Source organism: Aeromicrobium sp. (assembly GCF_047606445.1).
GTDB lineage: Bacteria > Actinomycetota > Actinomycetes > Propionibacteriales > Nocardioidaceae > Aeromicrobium.
On the sequence record NZ_JASGEK010000042.1, the window covers coordinates 1 to 23651 of the forward strand.

22 protein-coding genes and 2 riboswitches are annotated in these 23651 nt (G+C 71.4%); of the genes, 17 read left to right on the forward strand and 5 right to left on the reverse strand.

Features of this window, described 5'->3' with window-relative positions:
* The first annotated feature begins 223 nt into the window (after nucleotides 1-223).
* The 4 genes from QM621_RS08940 (at nucleotide 224) to QM621_RS08955 (ending at nucleotide 4481) form a co-directional block, all read left to right on the forward strand.
* On the forward strand, nucleotides 224-1039 hold the full coding sequence (locus tag QM621_RS08940) for a DUF3027 domain-containing protein (protein ID WP_414990029.1): 816 nt from the start codon (nucleotides 224-226) through the stop codon (nucleotides 1037-1039).
* A gap of 21 nt (nucleotides 1040-1060) precedes the next feature.
* Nucleotides 1061-2605, forward strand: a complete 1545-nt coding sequence (locus tag QM621_RS08945) for an MDR family MFS transporter (RefSeq protein WP_414990030.1) — start codon at nucleotides 1061-1063, stop codon at nucleotides 2603-2605.
* Between the two features lie 74 nt (nucleotides 2606-2679).
* Nucleotides 2680-3669, forward strand: coding sequence for a type IV toxin-antitoxin system AbiEi family antitoxin (locus tag QM621_RS08950; RefSeq protein ID WP_414990031.1), 990 nt, complete (start codon nucleotides 2680-2682; stop codon nucleotides 3667-3669).
* A gap of 59 nt (nucleotides 3670-3728) precedes the next feature.
* Nucleotides 3729-4481: a hypothetical protein gene (locus QM621_RS08955; RefSeq protein WP_414990032.1), complete on the forward strand. Its 753-nt coding sequence runs from the start codon at nucleotides 3729-3731 to the stop codon at nucleotides 4479-4481.
* On the opposite strand, the gene QM621_RS08960 is transcribed toward QM621_RS08955, so the two are convergent.
* On the reverse strand, nucleotides 4387-5259 hold the full coding sequence (locus QM621_RS08960; RefSeq protein ID WP_414990033.1) for an oxygenase MpaB family protein: 873 nt from the start codon (nucleotides 5257-5259) through the stop codon (nucleotides 4387-4389). The two genes, QM621_RS08955 and QM621_RS08960, sit on opposite strands and share 95 nt — an antisense overlap.
* Before the next feature lie 44 nt (nucleotides 5260-5303).
* A riboswitch (cobalamin riboswitch) is annotated at nucleotides 5304-5381 on the forward strand.
* Between the two features lie 76 nt (nucleotides 5382-5457).
* Here QM621_RS08960 and QM621_RS08965 point away from each other — a divergent pair.
* The 4 genes from QM621_RS08965 to QM621_RS08980 all read left to right on the forward strand — a co-directional run bounded on the left by QM621_RS08965 (nucleotide 5458) and on the right by QM621_RS08980 (nucleotide 9140).
* Nucleotides 5458-6108, forward strand: a complete 651-nt coding sequence (locus QM621_RS08965) for a (2Fe-2S)-binding protein (protein WP_414990034.1) — start codon at nucleotides 5458-5460, stop codon at nucleotides 6106-6108.
* Nucleotides 6103-6270, forward strand: a riboswitch (cobalamin riboswitch). (Overlaps the previous gene by 6 nt.)
* 59 nt (nucleotides 6271-6329) lie before the next feature.
* Entirely contained in the window at nucleotides 6330-7322 is a 993-nt protein-coding gene (locus QM621_RS08970; protein WP_414990035.1) for an ABC transporter substrate-binding protein, read from the forward strand.
* 1 nt (nucleotide 7323) lies between these two features.
* Complete coding sequence (locus QM621_RS08975) at nucleotides 7324-8379, forward strand: FecCD family ABC transporter permease (protein WP_414990036.1); 1056 nt, start codon at nucleotides 7324-7326, stop codon at nucleotides 8377-8379.
* On the forward strand, nucleotides 8379-9140 hold the full coding sequence (locus tag QM621_RS08980; protein WP_414990037.1) for an ABC transporter ATP-binding protein: 762 nt from the start codon (nucleotides 8379-8381) through the stop codon (nucleotides 9138-9140). Before QM621_RS08975 ends, QM621_RS08980 begins: the two co-directional genes overlap by 1 nt.
* A 4-nt stretch (nucleotides 9141-9144) precedes the next feature.
* Here the strand turns inward: QM621_RS08980 and QM621_RS08985 are convergent, their stop codons facing one another.
* The 3 genes from QM621_RS08985 to QM621_RS08995 form a co-directional block, all read right to left on the reverse strand.
* On the reverse strand, nucleotides 9145-9450 hold the full coding sequence (locus QM621_RS08985; protein ID WP_414990038.1) for a helix-turn-helix domain-containing protein: 306 nt from the start codon (nucleotides 9448-9450) through the stop codon (nucleotides 9145-9147).
* 5 nt (nucleotides 9451-9455) lie between these two features.
* Nucleotides 9456-9773 (reverse strand): type II toxin-antitoxin system RelE/ParE family toxin, encoded by a 318-nt coding sequence (locus QM621_RS08990; RefSeq protein WP_414990039.1) that lies wholly within the window; start codon nucleotides 9771-9773, stop codon nucleotides 9456-9458.
* A gap of 141 nt (nucleotides 9774-9914) precedes the next feature.
* The gene (locus tag QM621_RS08995) at nucleotides 9915-10304 is read right to left on the reverse strand and encodes a DUF2530 domain-containing protein (protein WP_414990040.1); all 390 of its coding nucleotides are present in this window, start codon (nucleotides 10302-10304) and stop codon (nucleotides 9915-9917) included.
* 82 nt (nucleotides 10305-10386) lie between these two features.
* Between QM621_RS08995 and QM621_RS09000 the strand changes: the two genes are divergently transcribed.
* From QM621_RS09000 to QM621_RS09010, 3 genes are read left to right on the forward strand one after another with little or no spacing between them, the layout of a single operon-like run.
* A complete protein-coding gene (locus QM621_RS09000) occupies nucleotides 10387-11373 on the forward strand; it encodes an esterase-like activity of phytase family protein (protein ID WP_414990041.1) in 987 nt (328 codons plus the stop codon).
* Nucleotides 11374-11430: 57 nt separating this feature from the next.
* Complete coding sequence (locus tag QM621_RS09005; protein ID WP_414990042.1) at nucleotides 11431-12870, forward strand: NCS2 family permease; 1440 nt, start codon at nucleotides 11431-11433, stop codon at nucleotides 12868-12870.
* Between the two features lie 19 nt (nucleotides 12871-12889).
* Nucleotides 12890-13411: a gamma carbonic anhydrase family protein gene (locus QM621_RS09010; RefSeq protein ID WP_414990043.1), complete on the forward strand. Its 522-nt coding sequence runs from the start codon at nucleotides 12890-12892 to the stop codon at nucleotides 13409-13411.
* A 5-nt stretch (nucleotides 13412-13416) separates the two neighbouring features.
* Here QM621_RS09010 and serC read toward each other — a convergent pair whose 3' ends face one another.
* Complete coding sequence (gene serC, locus QM621_RS09015) at nucleotides 13417-14523, reverse strand: phosphoserine transaminase (RefSeq protein WP_414990044.1); 1107 nt, start codon at nucleotides 14521-14523, stop codon at nucleotides 13417-13419.
* A gap of 104 nt (nucleotides 14524-14627) precedes the next feature.
* Between serC and QM621_RS09020 the strand changes: the two genes are divergently transcribed.
* The 6 genes from QM621_RS09020 to QM621_RS09045 all read left to right on the forward strand — a co-directional run.
* Complete coding sequence (locus tag QM621_RS09020; protein ID WP_414990045.1) at nucleotides 14628-16511, forward strand: Hsp70 family protein; 1884 nt, start codon at nucleotides 14628-14630, stop codon at nucleotides 16509-16511.
* Nucleotides 16508-18424 (forward strand): dynamin family protein, encoded by a 1917-nt coding sequence (locus QM621_RS09025; protein WP_414990046.1) that lies wholly within the window; start codon nucleotides 16508-16510, stop codon nucleotides 18422-18424. Before QM621_RS09020 ends, QM621_RS09025 begins: the two co-directional genes overlap by 4 nt.
* A 31-nt stretch (nucleotides 18425-18455) precedes the next feature.
* The gene (locus QM621_RS09030) at nucleotides 18456-19760 is read left to right on the forward strand and encodes a C39 family peptidase (RefSeq protein ID WP_414990047.1); all 1305 of its coding nucleotides are present in this window, start codon (nucleotides 18456-18458) and stop codon (nucleotides 19758-19760) included.
* Nucleotides 19761-19782: 22 nt separating this feature from the next.
* Nucleotides 19783-20076 carry a hypothetical protein gene (locus tag QM621_RS09035; RefSeq protein WP_414990048.1) on the forward strand — a complete coding sequence of 98 codons (294 nt, stop codon included), beginning with the start codon at nucleotides 19783-19785 and terminating at the stop codon, nucleotides 20074-20076.
* A complete protein-coding gene (locus QM621_RS09040) occupies nucleotides 20073-21521 on the forward strand; it encodes a dynamin family protein (protein ID WP_414990049.1) in 1449 nt (482 codons plus the stop codon). The genes QM621_RS09035 and QM621_RS09040 overlap by 4 nt, the downstream gene beginning before the upstream one ends.
* A gap of 109 nt (nucleotides 21522-21630) precedes the next feature.
* Nucleotides 21631-23651 (forward strand): hypothetical protein (locus tag QM621_RS09045; RefSeq protein ID WP_414990050.1); only part of this gene is annotated, 2021 nt, incomplete at its 3' end.

The following is a 23651-nucleotide window of genomic DNA, read 5'->3' on the forward strand; positions in this document are numbered from 1 at the left end:
CGCGACCGCGTGCCCGGCGCCGCGGGCCGCCTGGGCCGCGCGCTGTGGCGCCGAGGGGCCGAGGTCGACCGGCTCGGCGGTGGTCGGGGTCTGCGCGGCAGTGTCGTCGAAGGGGGGATCCGGAGGCGGCGTCGGACGGCGATCTCGGTCGTCAGGCGGCGCTCCCATGCCTCCTATCCTGCCTGAGTCGCCGAGGTCGGAGACGATGGGGGACAATCGGGACATGTCCGTCGATCAGATGTTGACCGATGCCGTGAGCCTCGCCCGCACGGTGGCCGTCGAAGCCGCTGGCGAGGACGCCGTCGGAGCGCATCTGCGGGCCGAGGTCGAGGCGTCCGGCGCCGTCGCGCACGCTTTCGAGGCCCGTCAGCCCGGTTATCGCGGCTGGTCGTGGGTGGTCAGCCTCAGCGCCGTCGAGGGCGACGCTGCTCCGACGGTGAACGAGTTGGTGCTGCTGCCCGGCGGCGACGCCATCGTCGCCCCGGAGTGGACGCCCTACCGGGATCGGGTCCGACCCGGCGATCTGAATCCGGGCGACCTGTTGCCGCCCGAGCCGGACGACCTGCGGCTCGTCCCGGCCTGGTCGGCCGGCGACGTCGACGCTGAGAGCACCGACACGCTCGCCGCGCGCGAGTTGGCCGACGGGCGCTCCTGGGTGCTCTCGCTGGAGGGGCGTGAGATGGCCGCGCAGCGGTGGCACGAGGGCGTGCGGGGTCCGGACACCCCCTTGGCGAAGCAGGCGTCGGGCAGTTGCCGCACCTGCGGCTTCCGGGTCGGCCTGGCCGGTCCGCTCGCCGACCGTTTCGGCGTCTGCGCCAACGGCATGGCCAACGACGACGGGCGGGTCATCGCCCTCGACCACGGCTGCGGCGCGCACTCGGGCGTCAAGCTGAGCCGTTCGACGGCCGCGCGGCCGCTGCCGGAGCTCTACCTCGACACCGACGCCACGGACGATCTGGTCGTCGATCCGCCGAAGCCCGCCCCGGAGCCGGAGGAGGCTGTCGTCGACGACAGCCCGGATGTGACGCCTGCCTCTTGACGCCCGTCATATAGTTGCCTCGTGCAACAAAACAGCCAGATTCCCGAACTGACCCATCGAGAGATCCTCGAGGTCCTCTTCGGACTCCTGGCGGGTATGTTCACCGCCCTCGTCAGCGCCACCATCGTCGCCAACGCGCTGCCGACGATCATCGCCGACCTGGGCGGCTCGCAGAGCCAGTACACCTGGGTCGTGACCGCCTCGCTGCTGGCGATGACGGTGTCGGTGCCCATCTGGGGCAAGCTCTCGGACCTGGTCAACAAGAAGGCGCTGATCCAGGTCGCGCTGGTGATGTTCGTGGCCGGCTCGGTGCTCGCCGGGGCCGCTCACAGCGTGCCGTGGCTGATCGCCATGCGGGCGCTGCAAGGCCTCGCGATGGGCGGCCTGATCGCCACCGCGCAGTCCATTATCGGCTCGATCATCCCCCCGCGCGAGCGCGGCCGGTACAGCGGCTACATGGGCGCGACGATGGCGGTCGCGACGGTCAGCGGACCGCTGCTGGGCGGCTTCATCGTCGACGCTCCCGGCCTCGGCTGGCGCTGGACGTTCTACGTCTGCGTGCCGCTCGCGGTCGTCAGCCTGGTGCTGCTGAGGCGCCACCTGCATCTGCCGACGGCCAGGCGCGAGGTGCGCCTCGACGTCCGCGGCGCGCTGCTGCTGACCATCGCCTCTTCCCTCCCGCTGTTGTGGGTCACCTTCGCGGGCGACTCCTTCGACTGGCTGTCGGCCGAGACGGCGCTGTTCTGGGCCGGGACGCTGGTCGCGGGCGCCCTCGCGGTGGGGGTCGAGCTGCGCCATCCCGAGCCGCTGCTGCCGTTGAGGGTCGTGCGGGAGCGGACCACCGCGCTGGCCATCGTCGGCAGCGTCGCGGTGGGCATGGCGATGTTCGGCGGCTCGGTGTTCCTCGGCCAGTATTTCCAGGTCGCCGGAGGCCACAGCGCGACGATGGCGGGCTTGCTGGGCGTCCCGCTGATGACCGGCTCGTTGGTCGGCACGATCGTCAGCGGCCAGCTCATCACCCGCTTCGGACGTTGGAAGCGCTTCCTCGTCGGCGGCTCGGCGCTGCTGGTGGCCGGGCTGGCGCTGTTGTCGCGGATCGACCACACGACCCCGGAGTGGCAGGCGATGTGCTCGATGGCCGTCATGGGCGTCGGCATGGGCATGCTGCTGCAGAACTACGTGCTGGCGGTGCAGAACACGGTCTCGCTGGCCGACGTCGGCGCGGCGAGCGCGACGGTCACCTTCTTCCGCTCGCTCGGCGGCACGGTGGGCGTCTCGGTGCTCGGCGCGCTGCTGGCCCACGACGTGAAGGCCGGGGTGACCGGGAAGCTGACGGCGGCCGGGGTCGGCGGACCGAGCGGCGGCAGCGGCTCGCTGCTCGACCTCGACCGACTGCCCGCGCCCGTCGCCGAGATCGTGCGCGGGGCCTATGGCGACGCCACCGGCCACATCTTCCTCGTCGCCGCCGGCGTCGCCGGGGTCAGCCTCGTCGCTGCCCTGCTCATCGAGGAGATCCCCCTGCGCACCACCGTCGACCGGCAGCCCGAGGAGTCGGCGGGGGTGTGAAGCGGCGGCGTTCACTGTCTCAGCATTTTCATTTATAGTGAACATGCTGTTTCAGTGAACACGCGAGGTGCCTGATGGACGAACGGTCGGCGCGGGACCTGACGGACCGATGGGCGGAGTTGGGCCTGAGGCTTGTCCCGTCGGTCCGCCTCGTCGACGTGCCGGAGGGCAGGCCAGTGGAGGCCGTGCTGGAACACACGCAGGGGCGCCAATCGTTCCAGGTCGTGCACATGTCATCACTGACGGAGTCGTCGCTACGAGCGTCGAGGCTCGTCGGAGCGGCGGACGGGCGACTTCTCGTCCTCGGCCCACGGGTGACCGAGCGCAGCGCTCGAGCGTTCAGACTGCTGGGCGTCAACTATCTCGACGCCGCGGGCAACGCGTGGGTGACCTTCGGCGGCGTGCACATCGACGTGCGTGGCCGTCAGCGCGTGGCCGCCGGCTCGACGTCCGAACGGGCGACTCGACCGGGGGGAGGCGCGGTGAACTTGTTCAGCGCCAAACGAGCGCAGGTGGTGTTCGCGATCCTCGCCTGGGAGCGGCTGCTCTCCCGGCCGCTGCGCGAACTCGCCCACGCCGCCGGTGTCTCCCTCGGGCAGGCTCAGCAGACCAGGGAGTTGTTGATCCGTTATGGATTCCTCGACGAGCGCAAGCAGTTCCTGCCCGGTCAGCGTGACCGTCTCCTGGACCAGTGGGCGAACGCCTACCCGACCGGGTTGGGAGCGATCGAGACGGCCTCGCCGTTCTCCGGGGAGATCAGCGGTCTCGACGCAGGGGAACACGTCGTCTACGTCAGCGGTGAGTCCGCTGCGCCCCACCTCCGCCATCCGGAGACGCTGACGCTCTACAGCGATGGGCTTCCCGTCGATCTGATCCGCAGGCGTCGGTGGCGTCGCGACACCGAGAACCCGAACATTCTCGTGCGCCAGACCTTCTGGCGTGCCCCGGACGGTGAGTTCCCAGGCCTCCAAGCGGCTCCTTGGCCTCTGGTGTACGCCGACCTGCTCGCCTCCGGAGAGGCGCGTCAGCGTGATGCGGCCGAGCAGGTGAGGGCGGCGTCGTGATCGATCTCGACCGAGTTGGGACGGCACGTCTGGAACTGATCGACAAGGTCGTCGGAGCGATGGTCGCCGAGGCCGGGATCGATCCCGACCGAGTGCTGGTGGTGGGCGCGCTCTGTCGCGACGTCCTCCATGCCGCCTGCGGTCACGAGTTCGGCCTGCGAGGCACGACGGACGCCGATGTCGGCGTCGCGCTGGAGGACTGGGGCGCGGCCGAAAGGATCGAACGCGCCTTTCCGCGGATCGGGAGCAACGGCATCCGCTATCTCATCGCGGGTATTCCGGTGGACGTCATGCCTTTCGGCGAGGTGGAGGACCCGGCGGGTGTCACCGAGCCGGCGGGACGCGGCGAGGAACTGGTGGTGTTCGGGTTTCGTGACGTCTATGAGCGGGCCCTGTCGCTTCCCCTGCCGACGGGTGTCTCAGTGAGGCTTCACGAGCCCGCCGGTTACGCGGCGTTGAAGATCCGCGCGTGGTTGGACCGGGGCGATGATCGAGACGCGCGCGACCTCGCGGTGGCGACGTACTGGTACCGGGAGTCCGCTGACGTCGAGAGCTGGTTGTTCGACTCCGACGAGGGGATGGAGTTGCTTCTGCGGCTTGACATGGACACCGATCTCGTGGCGGCACGACTCCTGGGGAGGGACCTGTTGTCGAGCCTCTCGTGGGAGAACGGCATGGACCTGCTGGAGCGCTGGAAGGGCGGCGACCAAGGCTTGCTCAGCCGCTACTTCGTGGCCCCGCCCGCCGCCCGGTGGCCGATGACAGCTTCGCGGCGGCGCGAGGTGGTGGGTCAGTTGCTCGTGGCGGAGTGACCGCCGTCCGGTGAGTCGAGCGGTGGAGGTCGGCGAGGCGCGCGACCTCGGCGTCGTCGCGGGGGAGGAGGGTGTCGTCGACGCCGAGCAGGCGGCCGACGTGGCGCCAGCGCTGGTGCAGGGCCTCGACCTCCGAAGGGGTCTCCGCGAGGTGGCGCAGGCGCAGCGGGCCGAACTCCGCCGTCGTGAAGGCCAGATCGGCCTGGCAGAACGGCGTCCCCCAGGTCGGCGCGTCCCAGTCGTCGCGGCGGAGCAGATCGCGACGGAGGAAGGCGTGCACGAGCCGGGCCCGCACCGTCAGTGTGAAGCCAGGTGCTCCTGGCGCCAGCGCTCCGGGCCGGTCGAGCGCCGCCAGCCAAGCGGTCGTGCCCACCGGCCCTCCCTGGTCGCCCCGGCTCATCACGACCGCGCGGCCCACCGCCGTGCCCGTGTAGGAGTCCAGGTCCGTTGAGTCGCCGCCCGTCTCGACCGGAGCCGTGCCGAAGCGGGTGTGACGATCGATCCACGCCAGATCGAGCGACGCCGAAGCGCCGACCGCCTCGGCGACCAGCGCTCGCGTCGCCTCCGGGACGCCCGACGGGAGGGGCGCTCCGGGCCGGGCGCAGCCGTCGCCGACCCACCCCATCACCCGTCCCCGGCCGACCTGCTCAGCCTCTTCAGCCACCGCGTCTCCTAGCGCGTCGCCGCGCCACATCGCCGCGAGATACCGGCGGGCGAACGCGCCGTGACGTGCGACGGCCGACGCGACGTCGGTCAGGCAGGCGGGGGCGGTGTCCATCGACGCCACCCTAGAGGCTTGCTACCGTCGCGCACGCCAGCGTGGGGAACCCGGTGAGACTCCGGGACTGACGCGCAACGGTGTCGGCGGCCCACGCGAGCGGGCCGCTCAGTCCGATGACCACCTGGCACCTGCCCGACGACCAGCCGGGCGGATCCGACCGGGCTTCGCGCTTGAGCCCCGACCCTCAGGACGATCATGGCTGCCCTGGCCGACACCCTCGCCCGCCTGCCCCGCGCCCCCTTCACCGTGACCTTCGGACGGCCTGACGGAGCCGACTGGTTCGACTGCGACGCCCTCGACCGCGTCGCGCTCGACGCGTGGAAGGAGGCCGTCGACCGCGACCACCGGCGCCTCTACGGACGGACCGCCCCGGCGGCCGCCGCCGGACACCTGCTGGCCTACTACGCCGAGATCCCCGCGACGGTCGGCGCACGATGCCTCCGACTCGACCGACGCGTGCCCCGGCTCGACCGGGAGGCGCTGTCCTTCCGACGTCGCACGGACGCCGTCACGCCCGACGCGGCAGCGGTGCGGAGTCCTGTGTTCTGGTGCCTGCCAGGCGACCCCGCCGCCGACAGCGACCACGCGACCGTCCTCGCCGACGAGCAGGCCCTGGCCGAGCGGCTCCGACGGGAGTTGGACGACCACGCCGAGGCCTTCCTGACCGTCTTCGACGCCGGACGGCTGCTCCCGCGCCGCACCCTGCGCGGCGCCTTCCCCGACGCGCTCGACGCCGCGCTGGGCCGCCAGCGGACCTATCGCGTCAGCTGTTGTTATTACCACCACGTCTCCGTCGGCGGCGCGACCTGCGCGACCTGTCCGCGCCGCGCCGGAGGCGAGTGCTAGCCTGCGAGCGCCAGTGTTGGGAACCCGGTGAGACTCCGGGACTGACGCGCAGCGGTATGGGTGACGCTCGGAGCACTACGTCACTGGGTCCTCGGACCTGGGAAGACGCTCCGACGCGGTCGAGCCCGAGTCCGAAGACCTGCTGGCCCTTGTCCCGGGCGAGAAAACCGGGAGAGGTCACCCACCGGGCTTCGCGATCGAGCCCCAGACCTAGGAGCGACATGCGTCGTATCTCACTGCTGTCCATCGCCGCCACCACGGCTCTCGTGCTCACCGCCTGCGGCGGCGGGGGCGACGCCGACGAGAAGGGGCCGTCGGCCGAGGGCTTCCCGCTCGCCGTCGACAGCTGTGGCGAGGAGATCACCGTCGAGGAACCCGCCGAGCGGATCTACTCGGCGAACTACGAGATGACCCACACCCTGCTCGCGCTCGGTCTGGCCGACCGGATCGTGGCCGCCGGGCCCTGGGCCGAGACCGTCACCGGCGACCGCGCGGCCGACGCCGAGAGCCTGGAGACCATCGAGGACGCCACCTCGGAGGCCGTGCTCGACCTCGACCCCGACCTCGTCGTGGGCTCCTGGAACCCCTTCGACTACGGCCTGACCAACCCCGAGCTGTTCGAGAGCCTCGACATCCCGGTCTACATCTCGCCGACCGAGTGCGCGAACAAGGAGCAGACCGGCGACTCCGACGCCGCCGAGCGCACCGAGCTGCTCGACGTCGAGGTGTTCTTCACCGAGGTCGAGCAGTTGGCGAGCATGGCCGGCCACCCCGAGCGCGGGACCGACCTGGTCGCCGACTTCCGCGAGCGGCTCGCCGTCGTGGCCGAGCAGGACTTCGGCGACACCGACGCGATGGTCTGGTACGCCAACCCCGAGTCGCCCACGGTCGCCGGCTGCTGCGGAGCGTCGGGGATCATCCTGGACCAGCTCGGCCTGACGAACGTCTTCGAGGACCAGAAGGCCGAGTGGCCGTCGGTCGGCTGGGAGGACGTGGCCGACCGCGACCCCGACGTCATCGTCTTCGCCGATCTGGGGCAGGCCGAGGAGACCATCGAGTTCCTGAAGTCGAACCCGGTCACCAGCACGCTGGACGCGGTCGTGAACGAGCGCTACATCGCCGTCGACTCGGCCGCGTTGGTGTCGTCGGTGGCGATGATCGAGGCGATCGAGCAGATCGCCGCCGCGCTGCCCGCGATGGGGATCGGGAGCTGACATGGGCGCTCGGGTCCGCTCGAGCGTCTGGTGGCCGCGTCTCCTCTGGGGGCTCGGGCTCGTCGCCCTCGCGGCGTCGCTCGTGGTCGCGGTGGCCGTCGGGTCGTCTGATCTGACGGCCGACGACATCGCCGCGGTCGTGCGAGCGCACCTGTTCGGCGGCGAGTCGGGCCTGTCGCGCACCCGCGACGCCATCGTCTGGGAGCTGCGGACGCCGCGGGTGCTGCTCGCGGCGCTCTGCGGCGCCGGGCTCGCGGTGTGCGGCGCGGTCTTCCAGTCGCTGCTGCGCAATCCGCTCGCCGACCCGTTCATCCTCGGCGTCTCCTCGGGAGCCGGCCTCGGCGCGGTGCTGGTGTTGATCCTCGGGGTCGGCGCGGGCGTCGTCGGGCTGGCGTCGGGGGCCTTCGTCGGCGCGGTCGGGACGTTCGCGCTGGTGATCGCGCTCGCGCGGCTGGCCGGACGCTCGGTCGCGGTGCTGGTCCTGGCGGGCGTGGCCATCGCCCAGTTCTGCTCGGCGCTGACGTCGTTCGTGCTCTACGTGTTCGCCTCGGCGCACGAGACGCGCGGCATGCTGTTCTGGCTGATGGGCTCGCTGAGCTCCTCGCAGTGGGACGACGTCCTCCTGGCGGTGGTCGTGGTGACGGTCGGGGTGGTCGTGTGCCTGCTGAGGGCCTCGACGCTCGACGCCTTCACCTTCGGCGAGGACGCCGCGTCGTCACTGGGCGTCGACGTCGCGCGGACCCGGTTCGTGCTGCTGACGGTGACGACGCTGATGACGGCCGCGCTCGTCGCGTCGTCGGGCGCCGTCGGCTTCGTCGGGCTGACGCTGCCGCACGCGGCGCGGGCGCTGGTCGGGGTCAAGCACCGGGTGCTGCTGCCGACGTCGGCATTGCTGGGCGCGATCTTCCTGGTGTGGGCCGACACCTTCGCCCGCACGGTGATCGCGCCGCAGGAGTTGCCGGTGGGCATCATGACGGCGCTTGTCGGGGTGCCGATGTTCGTGGCGATCCTGGTCCGACAGGGCCTGCGCGCCAAGGCGGCGGGAGGGGGAGCCTGATGCGGCTGCAGGGAGTGGGCCTGACGTGGTCGGCGGGACGCCGGAAGGTGCTCGACGGGGTCGGTCTGGACGCGCCCTCGGGAGGCACGGTGGGCCTGCTGGGCCCCAACGGCTCGGGCAAGTCGTCGCTGATGCGGCTGCTGGCCGGGGTGCGCCGACCCGACGCCGGACAGGTGTCGCTGGACGGCCGTGATGTGGCGACGCTGTCGCGCGCGGAGTTGGCGCGGCGGCTGGCGCTGGTCGAGCAGGACGTCGCCACCGACCTCGACCCGCTGGTGCGCGACGTGGTCGACCTCGGCCGCATCCCGCACCGCCGGTCGTGGGCGCCGGAGTCGAGCCACGACCACGAGGTGGTGGCGCGGGCGGCGGCGACCACGCGAGTGGGGCACCTGTTGGACCGTCGTTACGGCACGCTGTCCGGCGGCGAGCGCCAGCGCGTGCAACTGGCGCGGGCGCTCGCCCAGGAGCCGGAGGTGCTGCTGCTGGACGAGCCGACCAACCACCTCGACATCCGCCATCAGCTCGACTTCCTGCAACTGGTGCGCGGCGCGGAGGCGACGGTGGTGATGGCTCTGCACGACCTCAACTTCGCGGCGAGTTTCTGCGACGCCGTCGTCGTGCTCGACGCCGGACGCGTGGTGGCCTCCGGCCCTCCGGCCGACGTGCTGGACGAGGCGCTGATCGGGCGCGTCTACGGCGTGACCGCCCGGGTCGCCCGCGACGAGGACGGCCTGCACGTGCGTTTTCTGAGCGAGGGGTAGGCGATCAGGCGATGTGGACGCGGTGGTCGCCGATGACGTAGTCGACGGACAGTCCGCCGCCCACGGCCTCGAGATATTTGCGGACGGTGCCGATCTTGGCGTTGTCGAGGTCACCATGCTCGATCTTGGAGACCTGTCGCTGGCCGACCCCGATGCGCTCGGCCACCTGGGCCTGGGTGAGCCCGGCCTGCTCACGGAGTTCCCGGAGCCGGTAGGCGCGGACCTCGGCGAGCATCCTCTCCTTGTGCGCGTCGATCTCCGCACGGTCGGCGGGGTATTTGGTGGCTAGCTCCTCGTAGCTCAGTGGCATCGTGATCACTGTTCCCTCAGTGTGTGTAGGTGGTGGTCGAGCAGTTTGTCGGCGATGGGGATGTTCTTGCGGTACCAGCGCTTCCAGTTTCCGGCTTTGTCTCCTGCGACCAGCAGGATGGCTTGTCGTTTCGGGTCGAAGGCGAAGAGGACACGCAGTTCGCTCCGGCCGGATGACCCGGGCCTGAGCTCTTTCATGTTCTTGTGTCGTGAGGCGGTCAGCGTGTCGACGAGAGGGCGACCGAGCTGGGGCCGTCGTGGCGCAGGACTTCGATGGCGGCGTAGAGCTGAGCGCGTGAGTTGGCGTCCAGAGAAGCAACCCATGCCTCAATCAGTGAGGCGTCAACGCTCCACATGAGAGCATCCTAGAACTTGCAGGGTCTGAATTTCAAAGCTGGTGAGTGGCGGTGGAGATGTCATGCCTCCACGGTGGGCTGGTCAATCGGCCGGAGGCAAGGGAAACGGTCAGTCGGCGGTCGCGCGGGGGCGGCGGGCGAGGGCGCGGCGGCGGCGGCGGCAGTACTCGATGCCGATGGAGCCGAGGCCGAATCCGGCGACGGCCACCCAGAACCACCAGTCGCGGTGGTTCTCGCGCAGCGTGCCGAGGAAGGGGATGAGCGCGACGGCCAGCACCGCCCACAGGATCGTGCCGACGACCATGGTGCGCACGCCGTCGACGTCCATCGGCTCGACCTCGGCCATCCGATGGGTGGTCTTGCCGATCTCCAACTCCGTGATGTCGGGGCGGCCCAGCTCGTGACGGCGCGCGGCGCGCTCGAGCCGTTCGCGCTCGCGATGGCCCAGGCGTCGGTCGGCCCGGCGCGGCTCGGGGGCGGCTTGCTCGTCCTGCGTCACCTCGCCAGGTTACCCACTGGGCGCCCCGGCTCTCCTGAGCGCCTGTCATGCTGGGTGGGATATGAATCCGCGCCGACGACGTTTGCTGATCCCGTCCCTGTTGACGGCCTTGCTCGCCGTGGTGGTGATCGTCACGGTCGTCGACCGGGCGGATGCGACCGACGTCGACTCTGAGGCCGTCGCCGACCCCGTCTGCACGATGAGCGACTCCCGGGTCGACGAGCAGAGCGGTCTCGCGATCAGCGTCGCCCATGACCAGACCGCCTACATGGTCAACGATTCCGGCAACGCGCCGGAGGTCTACGCGGTCGACCTGACCACCTGCGAGATCGTCGGTGTGACGACGGTGCGCGATGCGGACTGGACCGACCCCGAAGCGATGGCGCTCGACGGCGACGGCACCCTCTGGATCGCCGACACGGGGGACAACGACGGCGTTCGCGACCACGGATGGCTCTACGCTCTGCCCGAGCCCGGCCGCAGCGACGACGCCGTCACGCCTGAGCAGTATCCGATCGCCTACCCGGCCGGGGCCGAGGACGTCGAGTCGCTGGCGGTGGACGGTTCGACGGGCCGGATGTGGTTGGTCACCAAGGGCTGGATGGGCGGAGAGCTGCTGGAGCTGCCGGCGGAGTTGAGCACCACCGAGGTCACGATGGCGCTCTCCACCGGCGTCGACATGCCGATCCTCGTCACCGACGCGGCGATGACCGCCGACGGTCATTACCTGCTCGTCCGCACGTATCTGCGCGCGACGTTGTACGACGCGGAGGACGGCTTCGCGATGGTCGAGGACATCGAGTTGCCGGGGCAGTCGCAGGGCGAGACGGTCGCCGTCGACCCGACGGGCACGTCGCTGATCGTCGGCAGCGAGGGCCTGGGAGAACAGCTGTTCCGCGTGCCGTTGACGACGCCCGAGAAAGTCGAGCCCGCGCCGCAGCCGCAGCCTGCGTCGGCGGTCGGCCGGGGCGCCGCGGACCTGTCGCGCTGGATGATCGTCGGCGCGGTGGGCGCGGCGCTGCTCCTCGTCGGCGGGCTGGTGGCGCTGCGCGCGCGCCGTCGGTCATGATGGCTGTGTCGCACGGCGGCCGCTGAGAGCCGTCTCACCACTTCTCCGAGGAGCGCAATGACCACGGCGCTGGACCACTACTTCAAGATCGCCGAGCGCGGCTCGACGGTCGCCCGGGAGGTGCGCGGCGGTGTCGTGACCTTTCTGACGATGGCCTACATCATCGTGCTCAACCCGGTGATCTTGGCCGACGTGCCCGACAAGTACGGCGACTACCTCGGCGGCGGGGCGGTGGAAGGATCGGGCTTCGCCACCATCGCCGCCTGCACGGCGCTCATCGCCGGCGTGCTGTCGATCGCCATGGGCGCCTTGGCGAACTTCCCGCTCGCCATCGCCGCCGGACTCGGCCTCAACGCCTTCGTGGCCTACTCGGTCGCCTCGCAGATGACCTGGGCCGACGCGATGGGCCTCGTGGTGCTGGAGGGCCTCGTCATCTTGATCCTCGTGCTGACCGGATTCCGCAAGGCGGTCTTCGACGCGGTCCCGACGCAGCTCAAGACCGCCATCGCGGTCGGCATCGGCCTGTTCATCGCCTTCATCGGCCTCGTCGACGCCGGTTTCGTGCGGACCACCGCCATGGCGGCTCCGCCGGTCGGCCTGGGCATCGGCGGCAAGCTCGCGGGGTGGCCGGTGCTCGTCTTCTGCGTCACGCTGCTGGTGATGATCGTGCTGCACGCGCGCAAGGTGCAGGGAGCGATCCTGCTCGGCATCGTGTTCGGCACGGTGCTCGCCGGGGTGGTCCAGGCGCTCACCGGCACTGCTCCGGCGCTCGGCGACGCGACGTCGAAGGGCTGGAACCTCAACGTCCCGTCCTGGCCCGACAAGTTCTTCGAGGCGCCCGACTTCTCGCTGCTGGGCGACTTCAACCTGCTCGGCGGCTTCGACCGGGTGGGCGTGGTGGCGGCCTTCCTGCTCGTCTTCTCGCTCCTGCTCGCCGACTTCTTCGACACGATGGGCACGATGACCGCCGTCGGCGCCGAGGGCGGCCTCAACGACTCCGACGGCGCCCCGCCGAACGCGCAGCGCATCCTGATCGTCGACTCGGTCGCGGCGGCCGCCGGCGGCGCGGCGGGCGTGTCGAGCAACACCTCCTACATCGAGTCGGCCTCCGGCGTCGGCGACGGCGCGCGCACCGGCCTGGCCTCCATCGTCACCGGCGTGCTGTTCCTGCTGTCGACGCTCGCCGCGCCGCTGGTCGCGCACATCCCGAGCGAGGCCGCCGTGCCTGCGCTGGTGCTCGTCGGCTTCCTGATGATGACGCAGGTGTCCGGCATCGACTGGGACGACGTCGAGATCGCGCTGCCGGCCTTCCTGACCATCGCGCTCATGCCGCTGACCTATTCGATCACCACCGGCATCGGCGCGGGCTTCGTCGTCTACGTCCTGCTCAAGGCGGTGCGCGGCAAGGCCGCCGAGCTGCACGTGCTGATGTGGGTCGTGTCCGGGCTGTTCGTGGTGTACTTCTGCATCGACCCGATCACCCGCTGGCTGACCTGACCGGCGGTAGCCTGACCCCGTGCTGATCGACCTGGGTGACGACCGCCGTCCGTCCGTTCCCGACTCCGCCTTCGTCGCGCCGAACGCCTCCCTCGTGGGGTCGGTCGTGCTCGGCGAGGGCGCGAGTATCTGGTATTCGGCGGTGCTGCGCGCCGACAACGAGCCGATCGTCGTCGGCAAGGACTCCAACGTGCAGGACGGCTGCGCCTTCCACGTCGACCAAGGCAAGCCGCTCACCCTCGGCGAGGGCGTGTCGGTGGGTCACAACGCGGTCGTGCACGGGGCGACGATCGAGGACCACTGCCTGATCGGCATGGGCGCGGTCGTCATGAACGGCGCGGTGATCGGCGCGGAGTCGCTGGTGGCGGCGGGCGCGCTGGTCACCGAGGGCATGGTCGTCCCGCCCCGCTCGCTCGTCGCCGGGGTTCCGGCGAAGGTCCGCCGCGAGCTGACCGACGCCGAGGTCGAGAGGCTGCACCGCAACGCCCGGATCTACACCGAGCACCGCGAGCTCCACCGCCGCGCCACCGTCGTGGGCTGAGTCCTTCAGAGACGTTCGACGATGTGGTCGACGCAGGCGGTGAGGGCGCTGACGTCGTCGGGGTCGACGGCCGGGAACATGCCGACGCGCAGCTGGTTGCGCCGCAGGCCCCGGTAGCCGTCGACGTCGACCACGCCGTTCTCGCGCAGCGCCGCCGACACCGCCGACGCCTCCACGCCGACGAGGTCGACCGTGCCCACGACGTTCGACCGCTCGGCCGGATCGGTGACGAACGGGGCCGCGAACTCGCGCGCCTCGGCCCACGCGTACAGCCGGGCGGCCGAGTCGGCGGTGCGCGAGGCCGCGAAGTCGAGGCCGCCCTCGGACAGCAGCCAGTTGACCTGACGCTCCAACAGGAACAGCGTCGCCAGGGCGGGGGTGTTGTAGGTCTGGTCTTTGCGGGAGTTGTCGATGGCCGTCGGAAGGTCGAGGAAGCCGGGGATGTGCCGCCCCGACGCCTTGATCTGCTCGGCCCGCTCGACCGCGCGCGGCGACATCAGCGCCACCCACAGCCCGCCGTCGGAGGCGAAGGACTTCTGCGGCGCGAAGTAGTACACGTCGCAGGCCGACACGTCGACGGCGAGACCGCCCGCGGCCGAGGTCGCGTCGACCACGACCAGCGCGTCGTCGTCGGCCCCCGCGACGGGGGCGACCGGGACCCACACGCCGGTCGAGGTCTCGTTGTGCGCCCACGCGTAGACGTCGACGCCCGCCACGGCCTGCGGCACCGGACGGGTGTGCGGCTCGCTCTCGCGCAGGTCGGGGTCGGCGAGGAAGGGGGCCGCGGCCACCGCTTCTGCGAACTTGCGGGTGAACTCCCCGTGGACGAGGTGCTGGCTGCGCTCGCGGACCAGCCCGAACATCGCCGCGTCGAAGAAGGCGTGCGAGCCGCCGACGCCCAGCACGACCTCGTAGCCGTCCGGCAGCTCGAACAGCTCGGCCAGCTGCGACCGCACCGCGCCGACCAGGTTCTTCACCGGCGGTTTGCGGTGCGAGGTGCCCATCAGGCGCCCGCCGCTCTCGGCGAGCGCGGCCAGCGCCTCCGGCCGGACTTTGGAGGGGCCGGAACCGAATCGTCCGTCACGGGGCAGCAGGTCGGGGGGGATCAGCACGGGAACATTGTCGCGAGTGCTCGTGCGTGCCCGCGCGGAGGGGATAGGGTGACCCGCAGATGAGTGGGGCCTGAGAACGGCGGCGACGTGGGGGTGGGTGGACGATGAGCGCCTGGCGGCTGGCGATCGACTTCGGCACGTCGAACTCGGCGGCGGCGATCCGCGTGGACGGGCAGGAGCCGCAGACCGTCCGGCTGACCGACGCCGGCGACCTCATGCCGTCGGCGGTGTTCGCCGACGCCGGCGGACTGGTCGTCGGCGTCGAGGCGCTGCGCCGCATGATGCTCGACCCCGGCGCCTTCGAGCGCAATCCCAAGCGTCTGATCGGCCAGCCGGTCGTGCAGCTGGGCGACACCGACCGCGAGGTCGTCGACCTCGTCGCCGCGGTGCTGCGCACGATCACCCGTCGCGCGGCGCGGGTCGCCGGCGGGGGCGACCCCGTCGAACTCACTCTCACCCATCCGGCCGGCTTCCAGCGGGCGCGCCGCGACGTGCTCGTGGAGGCCGCCGAGCGGGCGGGTTTCCAACGGTCCCAGATCGGACTGCTGCCCGAGCCGGTGGCCGCCGTCGCCCGCTACGCCCAGCGCGCCCCGCTTCCGCCCAGCGGCAGCCATCTGTGCGTCGTCGACGTCGGCGGCGGCACCGCCGACGTCGCCGTGCTCCGGGTCACCGGCCACCGTTCCCGCCCCTTCGAGGTGGTCGCCACCGCCGGACGTCCCGATCTCGGCGGGGGCCTGTTCGACCTGCGGCTGGAGGACATCGTCGTGGAGGCGGTGCGCACGGGCGGCCATGACGAGGTGGTCGCCGCGCTGGAGGGGGCGGCGAGCCTCGGCGCCCGCAAGGCGCTGCGCGACCAGGTGTCGCAGGCCAAGCACGCGCTCTCGGAGAGCGAGTCCACCACGGTCCCCGTCGTCACCGGCGCGGGCACAGCGACGGTGACGGTGACCGCCGAGGAGTTCGCCGAGGCCATCGCCGACGACGTCGGGCAGATCACCGCGCTCACCGTCGAGGCGTGCTCACGGGCGAAGATCGCGCCGACCGAGCTCGCGAAGCTCTACCTGACCGGCGGCGCCTCCCTGGTGCGGCCGTTGCAGGCCTCGATCGCGCGGGTCGTCGGCCAGTCGGCGGCGACCCTCGACGACCCCAAGCTCATCACCTGCCTCGGTGCCCTGTCGCCGCTCGGGCAGCAGTTGCGCGAGCGTGCGGCGGCGCCGATGCCCGCGCCGGCTCCGCCGAAGCACGTCGACCTCGCGAAGGCTCCGACCCCTGCTCCGACCCCCGCGCCGCGACCTGCTCCGCCGGCCGTTCAGACGTCGCTCGCGCCCGCCGTCGCGCCGACGTCTGCGGCGACCTCGGCGAAGAAAAAACGCGGGCCGCTCATCGCCGCGCTGATCGTGGCGGCGCTTCTCCTGGTCGGCGGTGGCGTGGCCGTGGCCGCCAAGGCCCTCGGCGGCGATCCCGAGCCGACCGGCAGCCCGTCGGAGAGTTCGGGCACGAAGACCACTGCCGCCACCGTCGCGCCGCCGTCGCTGCCTTGTGAGGACACCGACGTCTCCGACGACCAGTGCGAGCTGCTCGCCGAGCTGCTCGCCGACGAGCCGTGGCTGATCGACCCGGAGGACTGCGAGGACGAGCCGGAGCTGATCGACGCCGAGACCGCCTTCAACTGCCCGGCGAAGGAGGACGGCAGCGGCTTCGCCCCCGACGGTCTGACCGTCTACGGCTACGCCGACGAGACGGCGATGGACAGCTCCTTCGACAACGAGATCGCCACGCACAGCCTCCAAGAGGTCGAGCTGGGCATGGAGCCCGGCTGGGACACCTGGGGAGTCGGCGGACGCGTCGCGGTGTATTACAGCGCCGAGAACGACCGCAGCCTCGTGGCGTGGACCAACCCGAGCACGGCCACGCAGGTGTGGGCCGGGGTCGACGGGGAGAAGGTCTTCGACCTCGGCTGGTGGTTCAGGTACGCGCTGGACTACGAGTGAGCGCCGACGCCCGGCCGTCGGCGCGGCGGCGTCCCGCCCACGACCGCGTCCGTCTCACCGCAGTCCAAGGGCGGGCGGTGCGTCAGACGGTCAAGACGCTCCAGGGCACCGAGTTCGAGCCGTGGGCCGACGCGATGACCGCAGTGCTGTCGCTACCGGTGCCGCAGGTGGCCTCGGTGGTGGTGGTCGGCGAGGTCGAGCGGGGCAAGAGCACGCTGGTCAACGCGCTGTTAGGCGAGGCCGACGTCGTCCCCTCCGGTCACGGCGTGGTGACGGCGGGCCGTGTGCGGGTCCAGGCGCCGACCGACGAGCTGCCGCTCGGCCACGGGTCGGTCCAGTTCGTCGACGGGACCTCGCGTCCGGTCGACGCCGCGACCGCGCGCGAGGTCGCGGTCACCGCCGACACCGGCAGTGAGAGCGACCCGGCGCTGGCGGGCGTGGTGGTGGCCCACGACGCGCCGATTCTGGCCTCGATGGCGGTCGTCGACACGCCGGGCATCGCCGGCCTGCGGCGCGACCACGCCGAGCTCGCCGCGCAGGCGGCCGCCGAGGGCAGCGTCCTGCTCGTGGTCACCGACGGCGGTCAGGTGTTCACCCGGCCGGAGTTGGAGTTCTTGTCGGAGGTGTCCGCGAAGGTCGAGCAGGTGGTCTTCGCGCTGACTAAGATCGACCAGCACCCGGCCGGCTGGCAGGACGTGCTCGCCGAGAACCGTCGACTGCTGCGGCAGCACGCGCCGCGTTTCGCCGACGCCCCGATCTGCCCGGTCGCCTCGACGGTCGCGTTGGAGATCGTCGGGCTGCCCGACGCCGACGACCTGCGCGAGTACGCCGGGATCGACGCCTTGGCGTCCGCGATCACCGAGCGGCTCGTCGCCCCGCAGGCGGTCGCCCTCGCGAACGGGCTGCGCCGGGGCATGTCGGGGATCGAGCGCTTCGAGGAGAAGCGGCGGCGCACGGTCGCCGCGTTGCAGTCGGCCGGTCAGCAGGTGCCCGAGCTCGACGCCTTCGTCGCCCGGTTGAACGAGTTGCAGGCCCAGGGGGACCGCTGGTCGCTCGACCTCAACTCCGACTCCAGCGTGTTGCGCGCCGACGTCCTGCACGAGGCCTCGCAGGCCTTCGCGGAGGTGCGCCGACGGTGGGTCGCGCAGGCGCACGAGCTGCGCGCTGGCAAGCCCGACCAGGTCGTCGAGCGGGTCGCGCTGCAGCTGACCGAGGAGCTGCGGGTCATCGTGACCACCTCGCTGCAGCGGTTCATCGGCGGGTTCAACCAGCAGGCCGAGGAGCTGTTCTCCTCCATCGGACGCGACCTCGCCTCGGCGGTGCGTCTCGACCCCGCCACCGACGATCTCGCGATGGCGGAGGTGGCCGAGGCGGAGTACGCCGGCGGCTTCGACGTCACGTTGGCGAGCACCGCGATGATCGGCTCGTCGATGGGCGGCCTCGTCGCGGGGTTGATCGCCCCCGCCCTCATCGCGCCGGTGTTCTCGCTGGTGGGCGGCGCGGCCTGGTACGTCGTCAACTACCGGCACCGGCGGGCCAGCCAGGTCGAGCGGGTGATCACGCAGACCGCGCAGACCGGGGTGAGCCGCGCCGAGACCCACCTGCGCTTCGCGGTCGACCGGGCGCGCACGGTCATGCTGCGCGACGTCACCATCGCCTTCCGCGCCGAGCTGAAGACCGCGCTGGCGCAGGCCAAGGCTGAACTGGAGGCGGCCCGTCGCGCCGCGGTCGAGACGCCCGAACGGCTCAAGCGCGCGGTCGCCGCCGAGACCCGCCACCTGGAGGCGCTACGCGCGCAGCGCGAGGAGTTGCAGGCGTTGGTCGCGGAGGCGCTCATACCCCTGCGCGAGGCCCCGGAGAAAAATAGGGCGGACACGGGAACAAGGCCGTCCCAGGACGGCTCAGAGGTGTGACCAACCCGAGACGGTAGCGAAGGAGCCCGCCATGACCGACCCCACCGATGGCCTCGACGGCGATCAGCAGTTCATCGACATCGACGCCGACGGCCAGGACGACGCCGTCGTCGAGTACTTCGACGACGGGTCGTCCATCGGCACCTACGACATGGACGGCGACGGGCTCGTCGACGCCGCCGACATCGACGCCGACGGCGACGGCGTGGTCGACGTCAGCGTCGTCGACCTGGGCGACGGCGAGGTCGCCGTGCTGGGCGGCGCGGGCACCGACTACGAGGACGGCGCCACCATGTCGGCCGAGGAGGCGGCGGCCATCGCCCCGGGCCTCGTCGACACCTTCGGCGACGAGGTCGGCGAGTCCGACTACGGCCTGGACGGCTCCACCGAGGTCTCCGATCCGGAGGCGAGCGATGTGGACGTCGAGGTGGTCGTCGACGGCACGGGCGACGTCGACGTCACTGTGGTGGTCGACGGCGGCGAGTCGGGTGCCCCGGCTCCGTCCGATCAGGGCCAGCCCGACCCGACGGTCGTGGTCGACCCGACGATCATCGCCGACCCGACCGTGATCGTCGATCCGACGCTCCCCGACGCGGTGGATCCGGAGGAGACGGAGGACCCGGAGGAGACGGAGGATCCGCCGCAGGGCGACCCGAACGGCACCGGCCTCGTCGGCGACCCCTTCGGCGACGCCGAGCTGTGGTTCGAACAGGCCGCCGACGGTACCTGCGCACCCTCGACCGTCGCGCAGATCGTGTCGGAGTACACCGGCCAGACCTTCACCGACGAGTCGGAGTTCGCCGACTGGGCGGTCGACAACGGCCTCATGGAGGTCAACCCCGACGGCACCACCAGCGGCATGTACGCCGAGGACATCGTGGCCATGCTGGAGGAGTACGAGGTTCCGGCGACCCTGCAGGAGAACCTCACCATCGACGACCTCAAGGGCTACCTGGCCGAGGACGTCGGCGTCGCGGTCATGGTCGACGCCGACGAGTACTGGAACCCGATGTACGGCGACCCGGCCGAGGCCGAGGACGACGCCATCAACCACGTCGTCATGGTCACGGGGATCGACGAGGAGGCGGGCGTCGTCTACATCAACGACACCGGCACCCCCGACGGCCAGGCGATGGAGGTCCCGATCGAGTACTTCCTGGACTCCTGGGACGATGGCGACAACCAGGCCATCGTCTGCGACGAGCCGGCTCCGGCGGGCGCCGCGGTCAGCGGCGGCGTGCCGCAGTCCGACGCCGTCTCCTCGCTGCTGGACGGCACGTGGGCGCTGCTCCCGCTGACGCTGCACGGCGCCGAGGCCGCCGAGCTGCAGGCCTGAGAGAACTGTGGGAGAAGTGAGCATGTCTGACCCGATGCCCGTGGCCGCGGTCCCGGAGTCGGTGTGGCTCCGGGCCATGGCCCAGGCCCTCGACCCCGACGCCGAGCCGGCCGACGAGGCCCTCGTGCCGGAGGACCTCGCGGAGCCGGAGGCGTGGGAGGACGATCTGGCCGAGGTCGAGGAGGACGACTCCGACGACCCCGACTCCGACGACACCGGTCTCGGGGACGTGTTCGACGATCCTTTCGACACAGGCGAGGCCGCTGACACGGAGTCCGTGGACGCCGAGCCGGCCGACGACCTGGGCGCGGAGTGAGCACGACTGAGGCCCGGGTCGACGCGCTGTTGCGGCAGGTGGAGGCGGTCGCCTCGCCGGAGGTCAAGGCGGTGGCGGCGTGTCGTCTCGCCGCCCTGCACGATCCGCTGCGACTCGCCGTGGTGGGCCGGGTCAAGGCCGGCAAGTCGACGCTCGTCAACGCGCTGATCGGTCGCAGGATCGCGCCGACGCGTGCGGGGGAGTGCACACGGGTCGTCACCTGGTTCGAGTTCGGATCGCCCGACGGCGACGCGGCGGTGCACTGCCACGACGGCCGCACGATCCCGATCGCTCTGGTCGACGGGCGGCTCCCGGAGGACCTGCCGGTGCCGCCTGAGGAAGTGCGCCGGTTGGTGGTGCGGTTGCAGTCGGCGTCGTTGCGGGGGCTGACCCTCATCGACACGCCGGGGCTGTCGTCGTTGACCGCCGAGAACGAGCAGGTCACCCGCTCGGCGATCCTCGGCGACTCGCTCGCCTCCCGGCACGCCACCGGCGACGCCGACGCGGTGCTGTTCCTGTTCCGGCAGGAGCAGCGCGACGACGAGGCGGAGTTCCTGCGGGAGTTCCGCGAGGCGTCGGGGGAGATGAACGGCTCGGCGGTCAACGCTGTCGGCGTGCTGTCGCAGGCCGATCTGCTCGCCGACCCTCAGTCCGACGACCCGATGGCCCCGGCGCGCGAGCACGCGGCGCGGCTGGCCGAGACGCGGGTCGGCGAGGTGGGCGATGTGGTGCCGGTGTCGGGGCTGCTGGCCGAGACCTCCTGCACCGGACGGCTGCGCGAGCGCGACGTGGTCGACCTGGCGGGGCTCGCCGAGGTCGCCTCGGTGCGGTTGCGCACCGGGGTCGGGCTCGACGCGGTGATCGATCCGGCGCGTTTGCGCGACCTCCAGGCCAAGCTCGGACCCTTCGGGGTCGAGGCCGGGCGGACGGTGGCCGGTCAGGGCTCGGAGGCCTTCGTGCGGTGGATGGCCGACGTCTCGGGCATCGTCGGCCTGCGCCAACGCCTGCAAGACCACGTGCGGGCGCGGGCCGGCGGGTTGAAGGCGCTGCGCGCGCTCGACGCGGTGGAGCGGGCCGCCCGGCACAGCGGACGCGACCAGCAGACGCTCGACCTGGTCGAGCAGGCGCTGATGGACCCGCAGTTGCAGATCGTCCGGGAGATCCAGGCGATCGGCATGCTGCGCTCGACCCAGGTTGCCACCGATCTGATCCCGGAGCTGGAACGGCTGAGCAAGTCGGGCGGGCCGTTGGTGCGGCTCGGGCTGCCGCCGGGCACGCCGTCGTCACAGGTCGCCGCCGAGGCGCGCCGCCGTGCCGCTGCGGCGCAGACGCGCGCCACGCTGTCGTTCGCGCCCGGCGAGGCCGAGGCCGCACGGGTGCTCGCCCAGTCGTACCGGCGCATCGCCACCCTCAGCGACGGCCCGCCACCCCCGCCGCCGGGCTGATCGGGGGAGTTCTCCCCATTGACGGGGGGGGGGGATTTTCTGGGAGTGTTCGGCGTGGGTCTGTCGACCCGTTCCGCGTTTTTCTGAGTTCTGAGTCAAGAGGTCACCGATGACGTTGTCGTCCTTCCGGCGGAGAGCCGTCCGCCGTGCCGCGCTGGCCCTGAGCGCCACGCTCGCCGCGAGCACGATGGCGCTCGTCGTCGACGCGACCACCACCGCTGCCTCGGCGGCTTCCGATCCGAACCACGTGTGGCCGACAGCGGTGAGTGCCGCGTCCGGTGGTCAACGCACTTTCACCTTCGGCGCCACCGGAGTGACGGCGACGGAGGCCACGAGCGGCGGCTGCACCACGGCGAACTTCACGATCCCCTCGACGGGCAACGGTTGGGCGTTCCTGAGCCCCACGCCGACCGCCGACCTGCCGACCGCCGGCCTCAACTGCGCCTGGGGCACGTCGCAGACGTCGAACGTCTCGTTCAGCAAGCCGGTGCAAGGGCTGAGGCTGCATCTGTTGAACATGAACACGGTGACCGTCGGCGTCGACGCACTGAGCTCGGCCGACGATGTGACGCTCACGCGGCTCAGCGGCAACGACGCCTTCAAGGTCTCCGGCACGACCGCCAACAGCGAGCCCGGCGGAGTCGTCGCGAACCTCTGGTGCATGGCGAACGACGGCACCGTCCCCAACGGCCGCTGCGGCACGGTTCAGATCGACCCCACCAGCGGCGTCGGGCTCAGCGGGGTGAAGCTACAGATGAACGCGCCGACCACGAACGCCGCGACTGATGGTTTCGGCTATGCCTTCTCCTTCGGCCAGGCGACCCTGGGCAAGGCGTTCGCGGCGTCCTCCATCGCCGCCGGTCAGACCACGCAGCTGACCTTCACGATCACCAACCCGGCCGGCGAGGGCCAGACGAATTTGAAGGCCCTGTCCTTCACCGACACGTTCGCGAGCGGTCTGACGCTGGCCGACGACTCCGTCGCCTTCAGCTCCGCCTGCGGGACGAGCCCGACGCACGACGCGGCGGCCGGAGCGGGATCGATCACGGTCAGCGCCGTGGAGGTCGCCACGGGCGACGCCTGCACCGTCACGGTGAACGTCACCGCCTCGACTGCCGGCTCGTACGTCAACGACAACAACAACCTGACGACGAACTACGCCAACCTCACGCCGTCGGTCACCACCGGCACGAGCCTGACCGTCACCGAGCCGCCGGAGACCATGCAGGCCGACGACGACGACTTCTCCGGGTCGCTGATCGACGGCGCCGCGGGAGGCACGACCCCCTCGGTCTTCACCAACGACGAGGTGCTCGACCCGGCCGGAGCAGTGACCTCCAGCAACGCCACGGTCACGCTGACCGACGTCGGCGGGCTCACCGGCGCGACCATCGACGCTGACGGCGTCATCACGGTCCCGGCGGACACCCCGGCGGGCGTGTACACGCTCACCTACCGGATCTGCGACCGCACGAGTCCGCTGTCGTGCGACACCGCGACCGTCACTGTGGCGGTTCACGGCGAGGCCGCCGACGACGAGGCGGTCGCGCAGCCGGGCGAACCGGTCACGGTCGACCCGCTGGCCAACGACGTCGACGGCTCGGGGAACCTCGGCGGAAGCGCGCCCGACCCGACGTCGGTCAAGCTGCTCGACCCGGACACCGGCGAGCAGGTCGAGACGGTCGAGGAGGCCGGCGTGGGCACGTGGACGGTGGACACGACCACCGGCGAGGTCACCTTCACTCCGGTCGCCGGCTACGCGGGCACGCCGACCCCGGTCGAGTACGTCGTGGCGAATCAGGACGGCGCTCCGTTCGTCGCGGAGATCGCGGTGACCGTGCTCGCCGCGGCCACCGACGACACGGCGCTGCTGTTCCCCGATGAGACCGAGGTCGGCATCGACGTGCTGGCCAACGACGTCCTCCCCGGCACGACCGTCCCGGTCACGAGTTCGCTCCGTCTGGTCGGCCCGGCCGACGGTCAGCCGACGCAGTCCGTCACGGTCTTGGGCGTCGGGACGTGGGAGGTGAATCCGCTCACCGGTCGGGTCGTCTTCACGGCGGCGTCCGGCTTCACCGGCCTCACGCCGCCGCTGGCCTATCTGGTCGACGGCGACGACGGCGTCACCTA

Coding starts and splice junctions, on each gene's coding strand:
- QM621_RS08965 (WP_414990034.1), top strand. CDS start 5,458: ATGGCTGCCCTGGCCGACACCCTCGCCCGCCTGCCCCGCGCCCCCTTC.
- QM621_RS08970 (WP_414990035.1), top strand. CDS start 6,330: ATGCGTCGTATCTCACTGCTGTCCATCGCCGCCACCACGGCTCTCGTG.
- QM621_RS08950 (WP_414990031.1), top strand. CDS start 2,680: ATGGACGAACGGTCGGCGCGGGACCTGACGGACCGATGGGCGGAGTTG.
- QM621_RS09005 (WP_414990042.1), top strand. CDS start 11,431: ATGACCACGGCGCTGGACCACTACTTCAAGATCGCCGAGCGCGGCTCG.
- QM621_RS08960 (WP_414990033.1), bottom strand. CDS start 5,259: ATGGACACCGCCCCCGCCTGCCTGACCGACGTCGCGTCGGCCGTCGCA.
- QM621_RS08980 (WP_414990037.1), top strand. CDS start 8,379: ATGCGGCTGCAGGGAGTGGGCCTGACGTGGTCGGCGGGACGCCGGAAG.
- QM621_RS09035 (WP_414990048.1), top strand. CDS start 19,783: ATGTCTGACCCGATGCCCGTGGCCGCGGTCCCGGAGTCGGTGTGGCTC.
- QM621_RS08940 (WP_414990029.1), top strand. CDS start 224: ATGTCCGTCGATCAGATGTTGACCGATGCCGTGAGCCTCGCCCGCACG.
- QM621_RS08990 (WP_414990039.1), bottom strand. CDS start 9,773: ATGGGTTGCTTCTCTGGACGCCAACTCACGCGCTCAGCTCTACGCCGC.
- QM621_RS09020 (WP_414990045.1), top strand. CDS start 14,628: ATGAGCGCCTGGCGGCTGGCGATCGACTTCGGCACGTCGAACTCGGCG.
- QM621_RS08985 (WP_414990038.1), bottom strand. CDS start 9,450: ATGCCACTGAGCTACGAGGAGCTAGCCACCAAATACCCCGCCGACCGT.
- QM621_RS09030 (WP_414990047.1), top strand. CDS start 18,456: ATGACCGACCCCACCGATGGCCTCGACGGCGATCAGCAGTTCATCGAC.
- QM621_RS08975 (WP_414990036.1), top strand. CDS start 7,324: ATGGGCGCTCGGGTCCGCTCGAGCGTCTGGTGGCCGCGTCTCCTCTGG.
- QM621_RS08955 (WP_414990032.1), top strand. CDS start 3,729: ATGGTCGCCGAGGCCGGGATCGATCCCGACCGAGTGCTGGTGGTGGGC.